Below are 23600 nucleotides of genomic sequence, written 5' to 3'. Positions count from 1 at the left end.
ATTTTATAGATTTAAATATTTACTTTCAATATAATACCCATCGTCAAGTTCAGCCCAAACACTGTAATTGTCTAGTTGAACGATTTTTTTAACAAAAACTTCTTGTTCGCCACGATAGCGTTGATTATCCATGTCGCCGTAAGGTGTCTTCCAAGCAGTAATATATTGGTCAGAATAGTACATTACTTTGACTGAACGGTTGATATCCATACTGTCAATAACTGAGTAAGTGTAGCTAATATTACTGGCAGTTTCAGCCAAGGGGCTCTTCAACATTTCTTGACGAGTAGAGATTTGCTTGATGATCTTAGGTTTAATACTTTCAGTACTAGGAATCCAAGTATTTCCACCAAGATTGTACCAAACAGTATTGTTATAAGTTTCCTGTACAGCACGGTAAGCTTTCCAGGTTGTACCATAAGGCAAAGTCTTTTCAAGTGGAACCTTATTTAATGGCTGGTTATAAACTTTAACATTGTTATTTGTTTCGATAAATAAATTTTTATCTATTTTATAATCTCTAATTGGTAAAACGTTATAAACATATTCTTGCTCTTGGACCTTTTGTGTGAATTGACCATTAGCTTTTTTGGGCGAATGGATCAAGAAGTGGTTGGCTTCGTCTAAAGGTTTAGTATCGAATTTGCGATTTAACTCACCAATCAAATACTGTGGATCGGAAATTAAATTACCATCAGTATTACGGTGATAAACGATCACAGGAGCTGATAATTGACTAGCATAAACTAGATAAATTCCGTCAGAATTAGGGATGAATGTTTGTTGAAAGTTAGTAACAGATGACAAAACATATCCTGGTATTTCTTTCCAAGGAATATCTAACTTATCTAGATAATGGCCCTTGATCGTAGTTGGTTGGGTGATATCTTTGCCTAAAGAATCAACGTAATGGACCTTGATATTGATATCATCGCGAGCTATTTTTCTTACTTTAGGTGTGAGTACATCATTTTCCATAGTTCTTTCCCCGTTATGGGAAAAGTGCTTGGTTGCATCTTTCTTTCCCATAATAATTCCCTTCTAGCATTTAAATTAATGTAAGTCTACCATGAAAGAATTATTAAAATTCCCTTTATATAGGTATCTTAATGATATTTAAAGGAAAAATAATAAAGAGTAAAGGAAATTTTAAACATTACAAATCGTAAATAATTGGTTTGATTGATAGTTAATATTTGGATAATCCTGAGTCACTATGTCAAATAATTTGTTTCATAAAATGAATCGCGTTATAAAAAATAATGTTGCCAAAAATGAGCTAATAGACAATTTGTATTGTGATATAATTTTCCTACTAATTAAGATGAAAGAGGTTACATCATGAGGAAGCTAAACAAACGTTGGCTCTTGATTCTTGTTTTTATTTCTCTTTTGTCAGCTTCAGCCTTCAATCGGAGATACAAACAAGTTAAGGCTGGAGAAGCCAAAACGACTGAAGTTACACCATATAAAAAACCTAGTGGGAATGCGACTAGATTCTTAGGTATTTGGCTTAGTAGTGGATATATTTTACAACCAGAACAAACAACCTATATTGAAGCAGGAAAATTTAAATCAATTTATTCAGAGGCTGGACGGTCAATGGCAGTCCAGTGGGCAACAGCATTTCATAACAAGAAGTATCAGTGGTATCAATCAACTGATGGAAAAACCTGGGGAGAGGTTCCCAAAAATGATAATGGAAAAAATAAGAATTTAAAGGTTGAACCCAAAGAAGCAGGGACAACTTATTATCAATTGGATACTTATTGGAAATCACCAACTGGATGGACAACAGCCTCACATTTATATTCAAATGTAGCGACAGTTCACGCGGTTCCAGAGCCGGTTGATGCACAAGAAGTTAAAGTTACGACAGATGATGATTATTTATATAATTCGCCCAATGAGATTGTCTCCAATGAAACATATGCTCATGCAATTCCCACCCCAGCTAATTTTACAGGTGATGTTTCTTGGAGCATTGATAATACTAATTTAGCCACGATCGATAAAGAATCCGGTTTAATTACCGCTAACACCAAGGGACTTTCTGGAAAGGTTATGGTAACAGCAACAATGCATAATCCTGTGGGAGCAGATATTACGGGTGAAAAGGAAGTTACTATCGGTGGTGGTCTGGATGATCAGACTGTTAAAGCTGGTAAAACTGCTGCTTTTGATTTGCGAGGGAATATCGGTGATTTAGATGAGGAAGGCGAGGATACTAATTATTCAGTTGAGTGGTATAAAGAAGATCCTATTACTCATGTGCGAGGGAAGATAACGACTACCGATCCACATGATTTGTCGTACACTACGCCTAAAACAACCTTAGATGATGATGGAACGTTATATTCAGCTACTATTAAAGTTAAATACAGTGGTAAAAATTATTCCTACACCACAAATGATGCTTTGTTACACGTTACACCTGTCGGCGGACCTGACATTGAAATGACTAACTCTTTAACTAACAATACTTTTAATGACGGAAGTAACTCAAGTACGATGTTATTTGGTGTAAATAATAATGATGTGATCACTTATAACGATACGGTAACTAATAAGAGTACATCTGGTACCTTATCGGATGCTAAGTATGTTTTGCCACTGCGAGTTGGTACAAGAGTCACTAGTGTAAAAGTTGATGGTGAGGATGTTAATTCAGATAATTATGAGATGAAACATAATTATGCAACTGGAAGTAATGATTTAATTATTTCAGGGTTAAACTTCAAGATAAATGACAGCCATCAGATTGAAGTTGAAACGATGGTTTCAGGGATCACGGCTCGAGAAAGTTTCCGATTGATTCCCTATATTTATGGAACATCAGATAGTGATGATTCTACTTATCAAAAGGTTGGAGATGATGAAATAATCAACTATACAACAGATACTGCCGTGATCAAGCAAGTACAAGATATTGATTATGGAACAATCAACGGTATCAGTTCCGCAAAAACACTTACTCGTCAAGCTGAACTGAATCTACCTAACAATGTTGTGGAAGTTGAGGATATGCGGAGAAACAAAAAGCCGGTTAAAATTGTCGTTGTCCAAGATGGGGCACTTCAAACTGCTAACGGAGATGTCTTTGCAGGGCAATTGAGATATTACGATAATGGTCATTATAAGAATTTGGATGAAGGACCAGTCGCTGTTACTGAAACGCAAGCCGATGAAGAATTGATTTCACTTGGTTGGGATGAGGATAATGGAATTCTGTTATTTCTAGAATCTAAGTGGAATGTAGCAGGGACATATTCAACTACTTTGAATTGGTCAATTGAAGATAGTATTTGACCAAGTGCTCTTTCTCTGAATCAAGAGTAAGGATAAAAAAAAGGCTGAAAACATTAAGTTTTCAGCCTTTTTAGTAAGCACCACTATCTATTGTTCAGTATCAGGTGCACTATACTTAGAAATTTTAATTTCACCTTTGTCGACATGAGCCTCAAGCTCTTTTTCCTTAGGATTGTCTAAGAAGTAGTCGGCAACTTTATCTTCAATTTGTTCTTCGATCACACGACGGAGTGGACGGGCACCCATCTTAGGATTGAAGCCTAAATCAACTAATTTATTTTTGGCATCTTTAGTAACATGAATTGTTAAACCTTGGTCAGCAATCATTTTGTTAGTATCTGCTAACATTAAATCAACGATTTTGAGTAGGTTAGCCTTCGTTAATGAATTAAATTCGACGATTCCGTCAAATCTGTTCAAGAATTCTGGTTTGAAGAATTCTGATAAACGATTCATAACTGAATTAGTTGTACCATTTGATTCAGCACCGAAACCAACATTTGCTTCTTGCAAACCTTGTCCAGCATTGGAAGTCATGATAATAATTGTATCTTTGAAACTAACAGTTCTACCTTGTGAGTCAGTCAAACGACCATCATCGAGAATCTGCAAGAACATATGCATAACATCGGGATGAGCCTTTTCGATTTCATCTAGCAAAATCAAACTGTATGGATTACGACGAACCTGCTCAGTTAATTGACCAGCTTCTTCATAACCAACGTACCCTGGAGGTGAACCAATCAACTTAGAAACTGAATGTTTTTCCATGTACTCAGACATGTCGAAACGAATCATTGAGTCCTCGGAACCAAAGAGTTCACGGGCAAGTTGTTTAGCAAGTTCAGTTTTACCAACACCAGTAGGTCCAACAAATAGGAAGGAACCAATTGGACGACCAGACTTGTTAAATCCGACTCTGTTACGACGAATAGCTTTGGCAACATCACCAACAGCCTTGTCTTGACCAATAATGTGACCCTTCAAGTCTGATTCCAAGTTCTTCAATTGAGCTTGTTCATTAGATTGAAGTTCACCAACTGGAATATTAGTTTTCTCTTCAATAATCTTTTGAATTGCTTTGTCTGTAACAATATTTTGATCAGCAGGTTCATCCTTAGTGCTGTTCTTCATATCTTGGAACTTGGTAACTTGATCACGATAATAAGCAGCTTTTTCGTAATCTTCATTACGAAGGGCAGCTTGTTTTTGAACTTCAGCATCAGAAATCTTGTTATCAAGATCGGCAACGTCTACATGGTTGATCTGTAAATTCTTCTTTGAACCAGCTTCATCAATCAAATCAATGGCCTTATCAGGTAAGAATCTATCTTGAATGTAACGAGCCGATAATTCAGCAGCAGCTTTAATTGCTTCATTAGAATACTTTACGTGATGATAATCTTCATATTTAGGTTGAAGGCCCTTCAAGATTTGAATAGTTTCTTCAACAGTGGGTTCGTTAACTTGAACGGGTTGGAGACGACGTTCAAGAGCAGAATCCTTTTCAATGGTCCGGTATTCATTCAAAGTAGTTGCACCAACAAGTTGAAGTTCGCCACGGGCTAGGGCAGGTTTTAAAACATTACCAGCGTCCATACCGCCTTCAGCATTACCAGCACCAACAATTTCGTGAATCTCATCAATGAAGAGGATAATGTCTTTATTCTTTTGTAATTCGTTGATCAATTGTTGCATTCTTTGTTCGAATTGACCACGTACGCCAGTACCTTGAACCAATGAAACAACGTCCAAACGTACGACACGTTTATTTTGTAGTTTGTCGGGGACATCGCCATCAACGATCTTTTGTGCAAGACCTTCAACAACAGCAGTCTTACCAACACCTGCTTCACCAATTAGAACAGGGTTGTTCTTAGTTCTTCTATTTAATATTTCAATTACACGGTTGATTTCCTTATCACGACCAATGACAGGATCGATCTGACCTTTTTTTGCAAGAGCAGTTAGGTCGACACCATATTGATCTAAGACTCCGTTACCCTTAGGACGACGGCCATTATTTCCATTACCGTTACCAGTTTGAGTTTGGGGACCTTGTTGCTCGAAAGCATCATTAGGTTGTTGTCCGCCATTTAAAGCGTTGAACAGGTCTTCGAAACTTGAAAATCCACCATTTGGATTTTGTGCCATATTATTCATACCTTCGTTAGCTTGATTTCTTAACTTTTGATAACAGTCTTGGCAGAGGTTTATTTCTGTTCTTTGACCATTAACACTTGTATATAAATGAATAGTTGCTTCATTCTTATTACAATTCTGACATAACATTCGCACCCCACCTTTCCTTGATCATCAGGATACAACGGTAGTATATAATTAGCACTCTCTTAATGCAAGTGCTAAGTCTTGAAACTTTAGTTTTTTATCATTTTAATAGTAGAAAAAATAATCTTTACAAATTTTTATGAAAAAGTTTGATAATATAAACGCTTTCAGGCTCAAGGGGTGTAAGCGTTAAACGTCTTATCGCAGTTGGCTTATCTCAACTTTTTTTGGTTAAAACACTTGTGAAAATCAGAAGTTAATGGTAAATTAATTAGTGAATATTTGTAGTGATACTACAGAATTTTATATTATATGGTGAGGTATTTATTATGGAAAAGAAAGAATTTCACATTATTGCAGAAACAGGTATCCACGCACGTCCAGCTACTATGCTAGTACAAGCAGCAAGTAAATTTAGCTCAGATATCAACATTGAATTCTCTGGTAAATCAGTTAACTTGAAGTCAATCATGGGTGTTATGTCACTTGGTGTTGGCCAAGGTGCTGACGTTACAATTACAGCCGATGGTGACGATGCTGCTGATGCAGTTGCAGCTATTGCAGATACAATGACAAAGGAAGGATTGGCAGAATAATGGTTAAAACTATTAAGGGAATTGCAGCTAGTGATGGTATCGCTACTGCAGAAGCATACCTTTTAGTTCAACCAGATTTGTCTTTCACTAAGAAAAGTGTTTCAGATGCTGACGCAGAAGTTAGTCGTCTTAAGGACGCTATTTCAACATCAGATGATGAGTTAACAAAAATCAGAGATATCGCTAAGGTATCTCTTGGTGAAGAAGAAGCTCAAGTTTTTGATGCTCATAAGATGATTTTGGCTGATCCAGAATTTACGGGTGCAGTTGAACAACAAGTTAAGGATCAAAGCGTTAATGCTGAACAAGCATTACATGACGTATCTGAAAACTTTATTTCTATTTTTGAAGGTATGACAGACAATCCATACATGCAAGAAAGAGCCGCCGATGTTCGTGACGTTACAAAACGTGTCATGGCACATCTACTAGACGTTAAGCTACCAAACCCAGCTTTGATCGACCATGATGTCGTTATCATTGCTCATGATTTAACACCTAGTGATACAGCTCAATTAAACAGCTATGTTAAAGGATTTGTAACTGATATCGGTGGTCGTACAGCCCACTCAGCTATTATGGCACGTTCACTTGAACTACCTGCTGTTGTTGGTACTGATACAATCACAACTGACGTCAAAGAAGGCGACAAGGTTATCGTTGATGGTTTAAACGGTGCTGCTATTGTTGATCCTTCAGAGGATGATGTCAAACATTATACTGAATTGGCAAAGAAATTTGCTGATGAAAAAGCCGAATGGGAAAAATTGAAGAATGAATCATCAGTTACTGCTGATGGTAAACATTTTGATATTGCTGCTAATATCGGTACACCTGACGATCTTCAAGCTGTTATTGATAACGGTGCTGAAGGTGTTGGTTTGTATCGTACAGAATTCCTATATATGCAATCAGAGAGTCTTCCTACCGAAGATGATCAATTCAAGGCTTACAAAGCTGTTCTTGAAGGCATGAAAGGTAAGCCAGTCGTTGTCCGTACTATGGATATCGGTGGTGACAAGCATTTACCATACTTGCCACTTCCTGAGGAAATGAACCCATTCTTGGGTTACCGTGCTATCCGTATCAGTTTGGATAGACAAGAAATCTTCAGAACTCAACTAAGAGCATTGCTTCGTGCATCTGCTTTTGGTAACTTGCGTATCATGTTCCCTATGATCGGTACATTACAAGAATTCAGAGATGCTAAGAAAGTCTTTACAGAAGAAAAGGCCAAATTAGTAGCTGACGGTGTTAAGGTTTCTGACGACATTCAATTAGGAATGATGATGGAAGTTCCAGCCGCTGCAGTTCTTGCAGACCAATTTGCTAAGGAAGTTGATTTCTTTAGTATTGGTACTAACGATTTGATTCAATACACTATGGCTGCTGATCGTGGTAACGAACACGTTTCATACCTATATCAACCATACAACCCTTCAATTTTGAGATTGATCAAGCACGTTATTGAATCAGCTCATAAAGAAGGCAAGTGGGCTGGTATGTGTGGTGAAGCTGCCGGTGATAACACAATGCTTCCATTGCTTTTGAGCATGGGTCTTGATGAATACTCAATGAGTGCTACATCAGTTCTCCGTGTTAGAAGTTTGATGAAGAAGTTAAGCACAGAAGATCTTGCTAGTTTAGCTGATCGTGCTGTTAACGAATCAATCACTAACGAAGACAATATTAAACTTGTTGAAGAATACTTGAACAAGTAATTAAGCGTTAAAAAAAGACTTGCATAATTTTATGCAGGTCTTTTTTTAACGATAAGGTTACTAAATAAAATATTGAAACTAGATCTTTTAGCCTTTGAGAATATCATGATCTTCGGTTGAAACTAAGGTTAATATTAATTCTCCATGATCATATTTATAAATTACAATCCAACCATCGTATGAGGCACCATAATTTCCATATCTTGCGGGGTGAAATTCACGATAACCATTCCAACCCCCCTTGAGATTGTGATCCTTTATTTTTACAAGTGTCTTCTTGTCACCAGATATAATGGCGATAACACAATTTCTAATTAATGAAACTGGAAAATGTTTCTTTTCTAGTTTTTTAAAATTTCGGGTAAAAGATTTAGTTTGTTTAATCTTTACCATTTAAATTTTTCCACCAGTCATCTACGGAATCAAAACTATCTACTTGACCAGATTCAGCCTCTTTTTTTGCTTTCTTTGATTCAGGAGTATCTAAGAAACTAACGAGCTTAACCTCATTATTAGCGGCTTTAATTAGTGATAGTCGTATATATTCGGAAACTGTTAAACCTTGTTTTGCCAAGTTTTCCTTTGCACGATTACTTATGTCAGTTGTGACACGTGTGGAAATAGTTTTGTTTTTTATTGTTGTCATTGTCATATTATTATCTCCTGTGTTTACCATCGTATTACATTATTGGTGGAACGTCAATTTACATACCCTCTATTATTCAAATTACGTACTCAATAATTTATTTTCATGAAAGATAACAATTTGAATCCATGATATATTATTCACAAAAGAAGGAGAAAGCAATGAAGAATAAACGGCTTAGAAATGCTATTTTAGCTTATATATTACCAATGTTAATACTGATACTTTTGAATTTGTACAATAGCTTCCAACCAGTAATGAGGATATATTATTTGGAACCAATAATGATCTTACTACTGTCACTTTTAACTGCGTTTACAAGTATTAAGGATAATATAACTTTGATAATTTACTTCTTTGTTTTCTATGCTTTTGTTCGGTTGAATAACCTCAATGGTAACTGGAATGCCCAGATATTTGCAGCGGTGTGTGGAATTGTGGGAACAATTGTAACCTATTACACTGGCAAATATATTCTAAAAGGTAGGCAAGATTAGACTTTTGGTCAGATTTGGAAACTATGTTAGGCTATTATAAGAGATTCAATGAGGGAGAGGGAACCAAGTGAAAAATCGAGTCATTCGTAATTTTTTAATTTTTGTATTTTTTTGGATATTGATTATCATGGGTCAAAATATCTTTCAACACAAAGCAATCTTCAGCAATTTTCCATGGGAGATCTTATTGATTTTCCTACTATCACTGATCTTGGTGGTGACCAATCTGAGTCAAAGGGCTGCCTTTGGTATCTATTTTGTAGTTTTCTTTATTTTCATGTTGTTAACAGGCGGTTACTATAATTGGACGTCATTGATTATTTTTGCTTTGATGTCAGTCTTTATGTCAGTTATTACTTACTTTATCGGAATTCAATTTCGTAAGGGAGAACATTTGAAAAATGATAACTTATCGTAATTCTTTTAAGAAAGCAGCCATACTTACTTTAGCGGTGATGATATTAAACATTTTACGAAAATTGATTTTTCAGATAGGTGAGGTTAAGAAACTCCAACAAGGATTTCTAACATCACCACAGCAACCAATGATTATTGGAATTGTATTACTGACCGCAGTTGTTTTGTGGTTGGTCATCTCCCTGATTTTGGGAACAATCTATTACCTATACAAAAGAATTCGAGAATCTTAATGACAGTTTGTCAGTTTAAGGTTCTTTTTTTATATCTCGATTGGATTGCTCCGTGATACACTTATGATTATGAAAAGGGAGGATATATTTAGATGAAAAAAATAGTTTTAATAGTAACCTTCTTGAGTATTTTTTTGTTGACTGGCTGTAGTAATCAGACTGAACAGGCCGCCAAACAAGCAAAAATTGAGCAGCAACGGAATAAACAAATTAAACAGAATCGTCAAGTTTGGAATAAAAAGGTTGTGGCAGCCAAAAATGTCGATCAACCTAATTATCAAAAATATATTACTAATGTCCCTAGTGGCTATAAAGACGAAAATATGTCTTTAGGTTTATTGAAGAATGGCAATCAAGCTGTGGTCAAAGCACAGGTTGTCAATTTGCAACCAGAGATGGGACGGCTTTTTACCCCAGAAACCAAAGCTACAATCTATATTGAGCAAGTGATCAGCGGTGATAAAGCATTACAAGGTAAAACGACTAAGACTGAGTTTTCAGGAGGATTGTCCAAAGCCAGAGATTATTTCAATAGTTTTGAAGGGGAATATGTCGGTAAGGATTATGGGGTCAAGAATCCCAAGCAAGTCATTTACACAACCAATCCAACTGTACCAATGCCTAAGATTGGTCAGAAAATGATTATTGGTATTAAAAAATACCATCCAGAGACCAAAGACCGTGAGAAACTTTATCAAAAGTATGGTTTAACAACGCAAAATTCCTATACCATCAACAATCCTGAAGTTACTTATTGGGTGGAGAAGGCTGGTAAATTTAAGCTAAATAATCCGGCCTTTTATCAGAAACAGAATAAGAATAAATATCCCAAATTATTTAAAGTGACAAAGGAATTGAATAATAAATACGGAAAGTGATTTTATTCTTTTCAAAAATTAAAAAAATTACGGTATATTATCAATAATAAGAGTAAAATTAAAAATTGTGCTTTATAACAATTATTTTATTTAGGGGCTTATTATGGAAACTTTAGAACCAAAAAAGAACTATATAAGCTGGCCTATTCTCGCTTTAATGGATTTTGTTACCGTAATTGGTTTTGATGATTTAACTTATAATTTTCAAAACCAAGGTATGGGCGTTATTACCTCTTGGATTATCATGCTATTTTTATACGTTATTCCATATTCATTAATGGTTGGGCAATTAGGTTCAGTTTTTAATCATGAAGGTGGGGGACTTACTTCATGGGTCAGAGGAACGAGTGGTGAATTCCTCGGATATTTCACAGCTTGGACTTACTGGGCTGCATCAATTCCGTATGTTGTTGATACTGCCAATTCAATCGTCGTTGGATTAGGCTGGGCTTACTCCGGTAATGCTGGACTTCAAGAACATATGTCAAATGGGTGGTTTGCCTTTTGGACATTGGTGACATTTATTGTCTTTATCTTTGTACAATCTCGTTTCAAGCGTTCACTAGAAGTATTAAGTACTATTGGTGGAATTGCCATGTTTGGAATGACTGTCTTATTTGTTTTGATGACCTTTGCGGGTCTGGCTGCTGGTGGTCACATCGCTACGCAACCGATGAATATTCACACAATTATTCCTAAGTTTGATCTGCATTATTTAACAACCATTGGTTTGTTGATCTATGCAGTTAATGGTGCTGAATTGATTGCACCATTCGTTACTAAGATGCGCCATCCTAAGCGAGAATTTCCCAAAGCTATGATTATGTTGGCTGTTATGACAGCTTTCTTGACTATTTTTGGATCATTTTCATTAGGTGTTTTCTTTAATGGTTATCACTTACCAAATGATTTGAAGATGAATGGTTCATACTATGCTTTTCAAGCTTTAGGTAAGCAATATCATATGGGTAACACGTTGATGTATATCTTTGCTTGGACAGAAGTTTTTTATCTAGCTGCTTTATTGGCTGTTTTACTTGATGCCATGACCAGAATGTTGATTTCTGATACTGGTGCCAAATATATGCCGAAAGTATTGAGCAAAAAGAATGCTAATGGTTTGCCAGTTAATGGTTATCTATTAACCTGTGGATTGAGTGCTTTTATCATGATGCTAGGTATTTTCTTGCCAAGTATGAATGATATTTTCAATTGGCTCTTGAATCTTAATGGGATTATTTCACCCGGTGTTACTTGTTGGATTTTCTTTGCTTTTATTAAAATTAGACAAGATAGTAAAAAGTTCCCATCAGATTATGTTTATATCAAAAATGATAAATTAGCGCTAACCGTTGGTTGGTGGTGTCTGATCGTCACTGCTTTGGCAACTATCTTTGGTATTGGACCCCAAGATGTTGGTTTTGGAACATCAACCTGGTGGTATGAATTAGTTATTAACTTTGTTGCCATTATCGTGTTAATCGGTTTAGGAGCAGTCTTGCCATACGTTACTCGTCGTGAGAATCGTAGTACAACCGGTTCAGCCTTTACTCGCTTGCAATGGAGTGGTATCTTAGCTGCTATTTTCCTAACGATTATTGGTGATCTTTATCTGGGCGGTTCAAACTATGAACACAATATCGTATCCATTGTTACAATTAGTGTTCTTGGAGTTGCCTTGGTTATTATTTTTGGTTGGAAAGAGTTTAATTTAAAAGAAAACTAGGCAGTTGTTCTATTATCAAGTTCAGTTAGAGCGTAAAGTAACAGAGTTATTATTGTAGTTCCGCTCTCCGCAAGGAAGAAAAAATTGGTTGGAACATAGCGGGCACAACTTGGAGCCTCTTTCCAAGAGTCTTCAAGCTTGGCCTTTTCCTAATCCGGCAAAAACCGCCGAATAAGGAAAACTTCGCTATTGAACCATTTTTTCTTCCTTGCTCCGAGCTAGGGTTTTGTTTTAATCCTATACAATTGATACCTACTCTTTATGTTACTGACTTTAAATAAATTTTTAATATTCAAATTTATCTCAAAGTTCATTTATTCTAAGGACCAATAAAAGCCCGTATTGACTGAAATAAGGTTCTTTCTGATGTTTGGTTAAAAATTCCGTCTTCCACAACAAAGCCGATTTGGCTGGAACGCAGTAGGCCGACTTGAAGCCGATGAAATTCACATCGTCTCCAAGCTCGACCTCATTCTAAGCAATAAATTGCTAAGAATGATTTTACTGCTGAGCCAATCGGCTTTGTTGTTCCAGACTAGATAACTGGTTGATCGTTATTAATTTTAGATAAAAATCACACTATATTATTGTGAATCCCTTAATTGAGAAGTCATAAATAATATAGTGTGATTTATTTATTTGGAGATGTAGCCCACTTAATAACCGAACTTGAGTAAGAGCCGAAATAATCAGTTAATACGGGCTTTTAATTTGAAATAGATATTTTTTCATTAATAAAGCTTAAAAATCAAAGCGTTATTTAGTTTGGAATAAAAATCGGAAATAGGTTCAGTCGTGCCCGCAGCGTTCCAACCTATTTCCGATTTTTGTGGAAGACGGAAATACAAGTATACTTTCGTTCTAACTGAACTTGAGTAGAAACCTTTTTTCGTCGATATATTTTTAAATCTTATAGGTCTCAGCAACCCATTCGTTGCTGGCAACTCGATGATAGGTTACACCATTGTAATCTTTTGATTGATCAGTGTACCAAGCAGAATTGTTAGCTAAACCATGATCACGCAAGGAAATCATTTGACCGTCACCTGAGAAAGCAACTAAAGGAACGTAAATTGCATTATTATTCTTAACTCGGATGACATTCTTAGATTCACCGTAGATATTGCCATAGGTTTTTTGATTATTATAATAGTAAGAAATTAAATCATTAAACTGATCCATGTTATACCCCCAAATATCGAAGTAATGGACGGGATCAGTATGATTTGTTTCATGCCACATGCCACTGGTTTGTTGGTGAGATAGAACGGTTTGACCAGGAACATCTGGTAAATTATATTGAATCAATTTGGATGCGATATAGTTGGCATCATTGGCTAATGAACGGGCAAAAGCATCGTAAGAATTGACCCGACAAAGTTCAACTTGAACGTAACGTGAATTGGCAGTGGGACCAGCACCCCAAACGGCATAATCGGTACTGTGAATGTTGATTACGTTAGTATCGTCTACGAAAGCATGGACATAAGTTTGGAGCGTAGGCCATTGTGCATTAAAACGTGCCACGAACTGTTCAGCATTGACGTTAGCTTCAGAAGTTTCGTGAACGACGACACCTTCAGGATGACCAACACCATAACGATAAGGTGTCCAAATGTTGAATGTACCTTGACGATATTGAGTTGTAGCTGGTTGAATTTTATTGGAAATGATGTAGTCATTGATTGAATCAGCCTTGATGGTTTTGACATTGGTAATTAATGAAAATAACAATATGAAAAATGTAACTAGAAATAATTTTTTCCCTTTGATAATAAATACCCCCTTATTAACCCAATTATAAGAGTAGCACAAGCATTCAATCGGAATGGTTACAGAATGGTTACAGAAAAAATGCTGGACCTGTGATTGTCGTCTAACATTCCCAAATAAATCTGAAATAAAACGTAATTTTCGATCTAACTAAAAATATTCCGTCAATTCAATATGCGAATTGGCGGAATATTTTTGTTGATGTTCAAAATTAATTGTGTTTTATTTTAGACGTTTAAATCTTATAAGTTTCAGCGACCCATTCAGAAGTAGAAACTCGATGATAAGTAATACCATCGGCTGAACGTGTTTGATCGGTGTACCAAGGCGTATTGTTAGCCAAAGCACGATCCATGATCTTGGCAGTTGTGCCGTCATTTTTAAAGGTTACTAATGGAACAAAAGTGCCATGGGCATTATTGACCCGAATAATATGATCATTGGGATTAGTTTGTCCAGGATCAGGAGTAGGCGTTGTTGGTGCAGGTGTTCCGTAAACGTTACCAGAAGTCTTCAAGTTATTGTAATACATGGAGATCAACTGGTTAAATTGAGTCATGTCATAACCCCAGGCAGCAAAGTAACTGTCAGGATCAGCATGATTGGTTTCGCCAAACATAGGCCAAGTTTCTTTGTGAGATAGAACTGTTTGATGAGGAACATCAGGTAAGTTGTATTGAATTAATTTGCGAGCTACATAATTGGCATCATTAGCCAATGAACGGGCAAAAGCATCATATGAATTAACCCGGCAAAGTTCAACTTGAATGTAACGTGAATTGGCAGTAGGACCAGCGCCCCAAACCATGTAGTCACTACTGTGAATATTGAGAGCTTTTTGGTCATCAACGAAGGCGTGGACATAAGTCTGAAGTCTGGGCCAATTGTTATTAAAACTTTTGACAAATTGTTCGGCGTTAACATTGGGTGTAGCAGTTTCATGAACAATCACACCTTCAGGACGACCGACACCGTGACGGTAGCCTTGCCAAACGTTGAAAGTACCTTGACGATATTCGATTGTAGCTGGTTGAAATTTATTTTGAACGATATAATCATTGATCTGTGAATCAGCTTTGACAGTCTTAGTCTGATTAAGACTAGTAATGGTAGTAAGTAGTACTAAGAATGTCAGAATGAATAGGTTTTTCTTCTTGATAGTATTCTCCCCCTTATTAGTGCTATTTCAGCATAACATGTGTCTAGACCAATGCTGTTTACAGACCAACATCATTTGAGTTGCAATTGAATGACATGAAAATATAAATAAAAATAGCGAAATACTTATAAGTGTTTATAAATATCCTGCAATACTATTAATTTAATCTCTTGGTAGTATAATTGATTTTGAGAGAAATTAATTGAGAGTTGGGGAAATATGTCAAAAATTAAACTTAGTATTATATTGGTCATTGCGGCCATCGCATTCTTAACTGTGGGAGTTTTGAGTGAAAATTCAGTCGATGAATTACAGAGTACAGTCTGGCAAGTTAATGATAGTCCCAAGAAATTAGAATTTACGAAAAAAAGAATTTACGTTGAGGCCAGTGATAAAAGCTATGATTATCAGCTGTCACATGAAAATGATTTAGAAATTAAGAATGGTCTTTATGCAGGACGTTATCAAGTAAAAAAAGATGCTAAAAATTTTCGATTGGTACCCTTGAATAAGCAGCAGGCAGAGATCAAACTAACTAGGGAAAATAATTAAGCGATTTTAGTTCATGCCCCAGAAGTATTATAATAATTATGAAAAGATATTAAGGGGGATTTAACATGAAAAAAATATTAAGTTATTTAGTCTTATCATTGGGACTATTATTTGGTTTGAACGCAGCCGTCAGTAATACAACCACTGCTAAAGCAGATACAACTTTACCAGCTGGTTATGATTTCGCTGTAACTAACACAACTAATTTACTTGACAATAATGGTAATCAGACTGCCACTGTTTTGCAAGCTGGAACTGATTGGAAAGTTTTTGGTGAACTTTATCATGGTGATGAAACTGTTTATCAAGTGTCTCCAAATGGATTTGTGAATGAAAATAGTGGTTATTTATACCAACCAAAGTCACAAAATGTTAGAGTTTCTAGCAGAATTATGGCCAGACTTTACACATCAAAAGGTGAATTACTTGGTGAACGTGCTTTAGGAAAAGGTACACTTTGGTACTCTGACAGAACTATCGTTGTTGATAAAGTAAGTTATTATCGTGTATCTACTGATGAATGGGCTATGATTGGTGCCGTTAATCCAGAATAATTAGTTTTAAAAAGAATGCCAGGGGGATTTAATATGAAAAAAATATTAGGCTATTTAGTCCTATCACTAGGATTATTATTAGGCTTGAACGCTGCTACAAGCAACACTGTTCAAGCTGATACAGTTTCACCATTGCCAAATGATACTTATGACTTTGCGGTAACGACAACGTCTAATTTATTAGATGGTTATGGTAACCAATTGCCAACAACTGTACAGGCTGGAACTGATTGGAAAGTCTTCGGGGAATTTAATCATTCTGATGATACATTTTTCCGAGTAGCTCCGGAGGCATTTATAAATGCTAAAAATGGTTATCTTTACCAACCAATGAGTCAAAACGTTCGAGTTTATGATAATGAAATAGCTCGTCTTTATACAAATAAGGGTGAACTACTTGGTCAACGTGCTTTAGGAAAGGGTACACTTTGGTATTCTGACAGAATGATCATTGTTGATAAAATGACATATTATCGTGTTTCTACCAGTGAATGGGCTTCTATCGGTAACGTTGTACCAGAATAATGAAGATAAAAATGCACTCCGCTAATTAAGGCTTTTACTTTAGTTCGGTTAAAGTGGGAGTTTACTTGTATTTCCGTCTTCCACAAAAATTGGAAATAGGTTGGAACGCTGCGGACACGACTTGAAGCCTCTTGTACCAAGAGTCTCCAAGCTTGGTCTTATTCTAAGCCAGCACAAATCGCTGACTAAAAATAATATCGCAGCTGAACCTATTTCCAATTTTTATTCCAGACTAAATAACGCTTTGGTCTTTAAGTTTTATTAATGAAAAATTCTTTACTTCAAATCAAAAGCCCTGTATTAACTGATTGCTTCAGTTAATGCGGGGCTTTACTAATTTTTGGAGTAAATGAATTCTAAGATAAATTTGAATATTAAAAATTTATTTAAAATCAGTAACATCCAGAGTAGTTTTCGATTATATAAGATTGAAACTAAAACACCAGCTCGGAGTAAGGAAGAAAAAATGGTTCAATAGCGAAGTTTTCCTTATTCGGCGGTTTTTGCTGGATTAGGAAAAGGCCAAGCTTGAAGACTTTTGGAACAAAAGGCTCCAAGTTGTGCCCGCTATGTTCCAACCAATTTTTTCTTCCTTGCGGAGAGCGGAACCATAATAATAACTCCATTAATTCACGCTCTAACTGAACTTGAGTAAGGATTTAATTAAAGCGCAATGTATTTTTTTGACCAATTTTTAAATAGCTAAAACTGTTAATAGTGTTATATAAACCAAGACTACCTACGATAGATAAGATTGGTAAAAATTCAATTCGATAACGTCCTTGAACTTCGATTACCAGTTGGACAACTGCGAAAGCTAATAAAGGTAAGAGCAATAGATAGAGGTTGTTACTGAACTTGGCCTTGAAGAGAGCTAGTGAACCGATCCAAGAGAAGATGATCAACATGATCGAACCAGCATAAGCTAGGTAGTTGATCAGGTCGACGGTTTTAGCAGAATGGTTGAGTCCGAAACTGGTAAAATCAGTTGCCATTGTTCGAGTGGACCAAAGGACTTGAGTTTTATTAACGAATAGCTTGAACCAAGCATGGTGTTGATTTAAAAAATCAATTTCAGAATGCAATTTGGTTTGTTCAACGGGGTTCATTTGGGCACGACTCTTATTGGCATCAATCAATTTGTCCATGTCTGATGAATAAGTTCCGTTGGATTGATAATTAAGACCAGTTACAAATTTCCATTCGGGGTCATTGTTTGATAGCCCATAGTTGTTAATACCAGTAGCTTTAATACCCCAACCGGCTAAACTAAAGAGGATAAAATAAACGGCCAAGGATATCATGATTTTTCCAATTCGATGGTAATCTTTATTTTTTAACAGTAGATAACAGATAGTAAAAACAACGATACCAGCAATGATAACTGGTCCAATCGGACGGATCAGACAACCTGCTGCTAAAGTAATGCCGGCTAAAATATAATAACGTGATTTATCCTGCATCAGGAGATAGAAGGTTATTAGGTAGAGTAGTGAACCAAGGTATTGGTTACTAGCTTGACTGTTCAAAGCAAACCAATCTAGGTCGACCATTAACAAAAGTACCGATAGACGAGCAAGTTTGATATTATCAAATATCTTAATAACTAGTAGGTAAGTGAATAGTAAAATCAAAGCTTGATAAATAACATTCAAGAATTGAATCACAAAAATTTTATAGCCGAATAGTTTGACGACACTGAGAATATAAACCATAAATCCGGTTTGATAAGCATACTTAGAGAAGTAGTCGTTGTCAGTTTGATAGAGTTTATCGCCGACAAAGAATCCCGGTACCCGATCCCAGAAGTTACCAAAGTCACTGATTTGAGTATTAGGTACATGCAAGATCCAAGTTGTTCCAACAATCATGAAGACCAGCATTAAGGATGTAATCACGATTATATTGATCCGACGATTGTCAGTAGAAATTTGCATCAACATGTAGCCAGCTACAAGGATCAATGCTAGAAAAATGATGAGCAGTAGGGCATTACGAAGAGAATTTTGAAATAAAAAGTTTTGATAATAGAACAGGAGCATTAATAAAAAGGTCGCTGTAGTGAAGATAGCGAGACAGATTAAAATGGTTTTGCTGATAATTGATTGAAGTTTGTCGATGATTTTTCTCCTTAAATAACAAAACCAGTCTAAATAAATCAGACTGGTTTTTTATTTTGCAGTTATTTAATTATTTACCGTTACCGAATTGAGTAAATTCCTTAGGAACATATTCATCAGTGGCAATCTTGTACATGATTTGACCATTAATAGTAGCGGCACCGTCTGTCTTCCAAACTGAACCGGTCTTAAGAACTGAATTACTACCACCAATAGATGAGCCATCTAAGTGATAACCTAAGACACCGTAACCTTGGGTATAGTTGATCGTTACAGTGCCGTCAGCACCGATAGTAGTGTATTTCAAAGGAATATATTCGTCAGTGGATACCTGGAGCATCTCTTCACCGTTAATAACCTTTGTTCCAGCAGTTCTCCATTTTGTACCATGAAGGAATGTTTGGTTACTACCACCGATAGAATTACCCTCAGAGTTGTAAGCTAATACACCATAGTTTTGAACGTATTGAATAGTAATAACTGATTCATCAACAGCATTGTGTGGAAAATCAGTTGTATTAAATGCTTCTTGATCCCAACTAGTTAAACCATCAGAAACAATAATATTGTTTAGAGATGCTGCATAATTAACTGCAGTAGCATAACCATCAGCTTTAACCCTTGCGGTTGCAGTTTGATAATTCTTAACCCCAACTAAGTTGCTATATCTAGGTGCTGTACCTAATAGAGCGTTGTGATCTTCGATACTTTCTTTGAATGAAGGATATGTTCTAAAAGTGGCGTTAACATAATAAACATTTCCGTTAGCATCTTGTTCAGCAGTTCTCCATGATTGTCCAGGAGTTCCTTTGATACCAAAAAGGTTGTTGAATGGATATTGTGATAGACCACTAGTACCATTACCAGATTCCAAAACAGCTTGAGCAGCTGTTAGTGATGGTAGAATCTTGTACTTAGTCCAGCCCTCCATAGCACCGGCTTTGATTTCTGATAAGAAATCTGAATCGGCAAGTGAAGGCATTTCCCATGATTTTAGATTAAATCCAGTATCATAAAAACCAGGTCCCATTTCTTTATTAGTTGAAACGGAAATTTTATCATCCGCTTTACTGGTATTAGCATTACTATTCTTGTCAGTAGCAGAAATGGAAGTAGTTGCGTTATCTTCAGCTACTGTAGCAGCATTAACAGAAGTTGTAGCAACTGTTGTTCCTAGAGTTAATCCAACTAAAACAAGTGAGCTATATAATCTTACTTTTTTATTCATAGATATTTAATCCCCTTTTCAAAATTACATTAATTATACTATCATATTATATTTTATAATAAAAGGGTATTATTTGAATACTTTTAAAATATACAAAAACAACCATTTCTCATTTGAGAAGTGGTTGTTTTGTGTAAAGTTATAGTTGTTGTGAACAATGTTTCCTTAGTAGAACTAATTTTCTACGAGATATATCACTGGCCGTACCATCTTTAAAGTTGATTTTAAAGGCATGATCATCTAGTGAAGCAATATTATTCAAGTTTACTAGTAAACTCTTATGAGCACGATAAAAGTTCTTATATTGGCTCTCAATTGATTTTAAACTACTAGGGAATTCAATGATTTCATTTTCAGAATGTAAAAAAACATTGTGCGTATTTTCTGATGATTCAAAATAATCAATTTTATTTAAATTGAATTTATACAATCTTTGACCAATATAAAACTTAAATTCTGCCTCAGCTTGTTTAGAAGAGGGCTCAAGACGTTTAATAGCAATATCTAAATCTTTATTAAGCCTCTCTTCAATCACTTTAATGCCATTTTCTTTTGCGATGTAGTCCAATGGCTCGACTTTTCTATCAAAAATCATGGTCATTAGTTCTTCGTGAGTAGTGATGAAGACAATTTTAGATTCCAGGTCACATTTTCGTATCTGAGTGGCAAGATCAATCCCCTTAATCTTTGAATCAGGAAACTCGATATCTAATAAATAAAAGGTTAAATCATCTGAGTGACTTTCAAGATAAATATTTACATCCTTCGGATTTGCCGTAGATAAAATGATTTTCATTTCGATAGTCGGACGTTCTTTGATATAGTTTTTGATAATGAGTTGATAGTAGTTTCGTAATTCATCATTATCTTCGCAGATTACGATATTTAATAACATTAAGCTTCCCCCAGAACAGTAAGAATGATTGTAAAGAATTTGTCATCGATTTTTGTTTGTAAAAGCATTTTTGAATTAGCATCAATCATCTTCTTAACAGTTGATAATCCTAAACCACTATGATTATTCTTAGTCGTATAACCGTTGTTATATATTTTACCCAAATCAATATCTGATTTATTAGCAATACTATTTTTTACAATAAATTCTATATGATCATCAAAAGATACTAAGGCAAAATCTAATTCGGGATTATCTGTTTGTGAGCAAGCGTCAATTGCATTATCAAGTAAGATACCTAGTATTCTAGTTACTTCAACGGAAAACTCTTTAGGTATTGAAGTGTTTTGTTCTATTTCAAAATTTGTTTTAATATTTTTATCTTTAGCAAGCATTAACTTGGTGATGATGATTCCTCGTATTAGTTCGTCATTCATATGATATAAATTACTGTTTTCGACAGTTAAATTTGAATCAATATTAGTATCAGCATATTTAAGCAGTTTTTGAATAGCATCATTGTTTACATTATTTGAATTTAGTGAAGTTGACAATGAAAGTAGAAAGTTTTTATAGTCGTGTTTAAATCTTCTTAATTCATTATTCTTTCGCTCTAATTCTTTGATATAAGTATTTCTTTCCATAATTTGTTTTTTTTCAGTATTTATTTTTATTTCTTTTAAATGACTTAAAATTAAAAACACTGTTCCAATAACGACAAATATGATTATGGTCATAGATAGTATTAATATTGTTTTTAAATATGACAGCCTTAAATCCAGATGTTTAAACATTAACATTAAATAACCATAACTAATCAGTATGATTAAGGAGGATATTAATGAAATTGTTTTAATTGTTTTATCGTAAAAATTAAATATATTAAATTTTTTACTTAAAATAGATTTGTATAAAATAGTGGCTATAATACTCAATAAAAAATTTATTATGATTGCTAAAAATGTTGGTAATAGGAAATTGGAATTACTTGAAGATGATTCACCAAATTTAAATGAATTAAATGCAGTACTGTATGATATGTTTTTAGCTATAGAATTGGTGATAAATAGGAATATGAAATAAAAAAGTTTGTAAGATAAAGAGTATTTTGTTTTTTTTAAAAAAAGTATTGTAGTAAAAAAAACGGCTATTAAACTTATTCCGTCCATATGATAGTCTAATATACTAAATATTATACTCACTAAGATTGATAATAATATGTTCTTTTTTGTTAATGTTCTAGGTATTAGTATGAAAAGAATAATAAAAAAAATCATGGTATTCATTATATTTAGTGAATACCATGATGAATCAGGTAATGTTAACAATATGTTTACCTCTTTAATTCTTATAATATATTAACGATGCTTTGCACCGTCAAAAATTGAAATTAGCATTGAATAAATATCCATTATTATATTCTCCATTATCATTTAGTTAGTTCAACATGATAATAGCATATTTTTTATATAAATATCTTGATACTGATGCAATGGGTTAATTATACCCCCAAGTGGTATAATTATAACAATTCATAATATCAAATAATGAGGTAAAAGAATGTTCTTAGGATCAGTTGTCTATGATAAAAGGCGTAGCTTAAACTTAACTCAGAGTGGTTTGGCTGATGGTGTCTGTAACCAGAATACCATCAGTAAAATGGAGAAGCACAATATGACTCCCCAGATTGATGTGCTTATTAAAATCTGTCATCGATTGGATTTGTCCTTAAACGATGTCTTCAGTGACTTTTCTAGCGATAATAAGCAAGAACAGATCTTTGTTTTAGATTCAATTGAGGAAAATGTCTTATTGAATGAATTGATTGAGGTTGATGATAAATTGTCTTTGGTGAAGAATTCTATCAATAATAAAGATGCAGCTCAATTCGATTTCATTCAAGGTTTAGTTGAATTTAAACGGAATAATTTTGAGAAATGCTCGTTTAATTTGGACAAGGTTTTACAAGAAACTAAGTCTGATAATGACAACATTTATACTCTGATGGCATATTTGCTCAAGGGAATGGTCTATTCGGCTCAGAAACACGCTGAGATGTCGGGTTATTATTTTAACATTGTCAATGATTCCTTAACTGAAAACTTGAATGTCGCTAATGCCAATAGTTTGGAAATATTGTATCTCTGTAAATTGTTGGGTAAATCGTATCTACAACTAGAACAATATTCCCAAGCTATGACTATTTCTAAACGTGGAATTGAATTTGCCAATGATAATCATGTTTCTTACTTTATTGATGAACTTAACTTTACAGTGGCTTTAGCAATTAAAGACGATGCCAAAGAGGTTCAAAGATATCGTAATATTGCTTATTACTGTGCTGATTTGTTGGGTCACACTGAATTACAAACTGAAATTACTAAGAAATTAAACTAACCGAGTCCAATTTGGTTAGTTTTTTTGTTTTTTAACAATTAATTAAGATTCTTATGGCGAATTTTATAATCAAGTTAGCCACTTT

The 23600-nt window shown here is 34.8% G+C and carries 22 protein-coding genes; 12 read left to right on the top strand and 10 right to left on the bottom strand.

Annotated features, from left to right (window positions below):
• Nucleotides 1-3: 3 nt before the first annotated feature.
• The gene (locus IV57_RS07315) at nt 4-1029 is read right to left on the bottom strand and encodes a MucBP domain-containing protein (RefSeq protein ID WP_057880861.1); all 1026 of its coding nucleotides are present in this window, start codon (nt 1027-1029) and stop codon (nt 4-6) included.
• A gap of 312 nt (nt 1030-1341) precedes the next feature.
• On the opposite strand from IV57_RS07315, the gene IV57_RS07310 reads away from it, so the two are divergent.
• Nucleotides 1342-3309: a hypothetical protein gene (locus IV57_RS07310; protein ID WP_057880860.1), complete on the top strand. Its 1968-nt coding sequence runs from the start codon at nt 1342-1344 to the stop codon at nt 3307-3309.
• 87 nt (nt 3310-3396) lie between these two features.
• Here the strand turns inward: IV57_RS07310 and IV57_RS07305 are convergent, their stop codons facing one another.
• Nucleotides 3397-5601, bottom strand: coding sequence for an ATP-dependent Clp protease ATP-binding subunit (locus IV57_RS07305; protein WP_057880859.1), 2205 nt, complete (start codon nt 5599-5601; stop codon nt 3397-3399).
• Between the two features lie 326 nt (nt 5602-5927).
• Between IV57_RS07305 and IV57_RS07300 the strand changes: the two genes are divergently transcribed.
• Nucleotides 5928-6194, top strand: coding sequence for a phosphocarrier protein HPr (locus IV57_RS07300; protein ID WP_041500491.1), 267 nt, complete (start codon nt 5928-5930; stop codon nt 6192-6194).
• Nucleotides 6194-7915 carry a phosphoenolpyruvate--protein phosphotransferase gene (ptsP, locus tag IV57_RS07295; protein ID WP_057880858.1) on the top strand — a complete coding sequence of 574 codons (1722 nt, stop codon included), beginning with the start codon at nt 6194-6196 and terminating at the stop codon, nt 7913-7915. Before IV57_RS07300 ends, ptsP begins: the two co-directional genes overlap by 1 nt.
• An 87-nt stretch (nt 7916-8002) precedes the next feature.
• On the opposite strand, the gene IV57_RS07290 is transcribed toward ptsP, so the two are convergent.
• Together IV57_RS07290 and IV57_RS07285 are read right to left on the bottom strand one after the other, a co-directional pair.
• Nucleotides 8003-8308, bottom strand: a complete 306-nt coding sequence (locus IV57_RS07290) for a type II toxin-antitoxin system RelE/ParE family toxin (protein ID WP_057880857.1) — start codon at nt 8306-8308, stop codon at nt 8003-8005.
• Entirely contained in the window at nt 8295-8567 is a 273-nt protein-coding gene (locus IV57_RS07285; RefSeq protein ID WP_057880856.1) for a plasmid mobilization protein, read from the bottom strand. Before IV57_RS07285 ends, IV57_RS07290 begins: the two co-directional genes overlap by 14 nt.
• Before the next feature lie 155 nt (nt 8568-8722).
• On the opposite strand from IV57_RS07285, the gene IV57_RS07280 reads away from it, so the two are divergent.
• From IV57_RS07280 to IV57_RS07260, 5 genes are all read left to right on the top strand, one after another.
• Nucleotides 8723-9058 (top strand): hypothetical protein, encoded by a 336-nt coding sequence (locus tag IV57_RS07280; RefSeq protein ID WP_057880855.1) that lies wholly within the window; start codon nt 8723-8725, stop codon nt 9056-9058.
• A 67-nt stretch (nt 9059-9125) separates the two neighbouring features.
• A complete protein-coding gene (locus tag IV57_RS07275; RefSeq protein ID WP_057880854.1) occupies nt 9126-9476 on the top strand; it encodes a hypothetical protein in 351 nt (116 codons plus the stop codon).
• Nucleotides 9460-9708, top strand: a complete 249-nt coding sequence (locus IV57_RS07270) for a hypothetical protein (protein ID WP_057880853.1) — start codon at nt 9460-9462, stop codon at nt 9706-9708. Before IV57_RS07275 ends, IV57_RS07270 begins: the two co-directional genes overlap by 17 nt.
• A gap of 92 nt (nt 9709-9800) precedes the next feature.
• Nucleotides 9801-10586: a YajG family lipoprotein gene (locus IV57_RS07265; RefSeq protein ID WP_057880852.1), complete on the top strand. Its 786-nt coding sequence runs from the start codon at nt 9801-9803 to the stop codon at nt 10584-10586.
• 103 nt (nt 10587-10689) lie between these two features.
• Nucleotides 10690-12312 carry an APC family permease gene (locus IV57_RS07260; protein WP_057880851.1) on the top strand — a complete coding sequence of 541 codons (1623 nt, stop codon included), beginning with the start codon at nt 10690-10692 and terminating at the stop codon, nt 12310-12312.
• Between the two features lie 903 nt (nt 12313-13215).
• Here IV57_RS07260 and IV57_RS07255 read toward each other — a convergent pair.
• Both IV57_RS07255 and IV57_RS07250 read right to left on the bottom strand, forming a co-directional pair.
• Complete coding sequence (locus IV57_RS07255; protein WP_236704338.1) at nt 13216-14046, bottom strand: peptidoglycan recognition protein family protein; 831 nt, start codon at nt 14044-14046, stop codon at nt 13216-13218.
• A 274-nt stretch (nt 14047-14320) separates the two neighbouring features.
• Complete coding sequence (locus IV57_RS07250; RefSeq protein WP_236704337.1) at nt 14321-15037, bottom strand: peptidoglycan recognition protein family protein; 717 nt, start codon at nt 15035-15037, stop codon at nt 14321-14323.
• Between the two features lie 426 nt (nt 15038-15463).
• On the opposite strand from IV57_RS07250, the gene IV57_RS07245 reads away from it, so the two are divergent.
• From IV57_RS07245 to IV57_RS07235, 3 genes are all read left to right on the top strand, one after another.
• Nucleotides 15464-15796, top strand: a complete 333-nt coding sequence (locus IV57_RS07245; protein WP_057880849.1) for a hypothetical protein — start codon at nt 15464-15466, stop codon at nt 15794-15796.
• A gap of 65 nt (nt 15797-15861) precedes the next feature.
• Nucleotides 15862-16350 carry a hypothetical protein gene (locus IV57_RS07240; protein ID WP_057880848.1) on the top strand — a complete coding sequence of 163 codons (489 nt, stop codon included), beginning with the start codon at nt 15862-15864 and terminating at the stop codon, nt 16348-16350.
• Nucleotides 16351-16383: 33 nt separating this feature from the next.
• Nucleotides 16384-16875: a hypothetical protein gene (locus IV57_RS07235; RefSeq protein ID WP_057880847.1), complete on the top strand. Its 492-nt coding sequence runs from the start codon at nt 16384-16386 to the stop codon at nt 16873-16875.
• Nucleotides 16876-17534: 659 nt separating this feature from the next.
• Here the strand turns inward: IV57_RS07235 and IV57_RS07225 are convergent.
• The 4 genes from IV57_RS07225 to IV57_RS07210 form a co-directional block, all read right to left on the bottom strand.
• The gene (locus IV57_RS07225) at nt 17535-18818 is read right to left on the bottom strand and encodes an ArnT family glycosyltransferase (RefSeq protein ID WP_236704336.1); all 1284 of its coding nucleotides are present in this window, start codon (nt 18816-18818) and stop codon (nt 17535-17537) included.
• A 247-nt stretch (nt 18819-19065) separates the two neighbouring features.
• Nucleotides 19066-20223: a glycoside hydrolase family 73 protein gene (locus IV57_RS07220; RefSeq protein ID WP_057880844.1), complete on the bottom strand. Its 1158-nt coding sequence runs from the start codon at nt 20221-20223 to the stop codon at nt 19066-19068.
• A gap of 139 nt (nt 20224-20362) precedes the next feature.
• Nucleotides 20363-21118, bottom strand: a complete 756-nt coding sequence (locus IV57_RS07215; protein WP_057880843.1) for a LytR/AlgR family response regulator transcription factor — start codon at nt 21116-21118, stop codon at nt 20363-20365.
• Complete coding sequence (locus IV57_RS07210; protein ID WP_162261217.1) at nt 21118-22287, bottom strand: sensor histidine kinase; 1170 nt, start codon at nt 22285-22287, stop codon at nt 21118-21120. The genes IV57_RS07215 and IV57_RS07210 overlap by 1 nt, the downstream gene beginning before the upstream one ends.
• A gap of 391 nt (nt 22288-22678) precedes the next feature.
• Between IV57_RS07210 and IV57_RS07205 the strand changes: the two genes are divergently transcribed.
• Complete coding sequence (locus IV57_RS07205; protein WP_057880841.1) at nt 22679-23515, top strand: helix-turn-helix domain-containing protein; 837 nt, start codon at nt 22679-22681, stop codon at nt 23513-23515.
• The last annotated feature ends 85 nt before the right edge of the window (nt 23516-23600 follow it).

It is taken from the genome of Companilactobacillus kimchiensis, assembly GCF_001438805.1.
Classification (GTDB): domain Bacteria; phylum Bacillota; class Bacilli; order Lactobacillales; family Lactobacillaceae; genus Companilactobacillus; species Companilactobacillus kimchiensis.
This window is presented reverse-complemented; position numbering and strand designations above follow the sequence as displayed.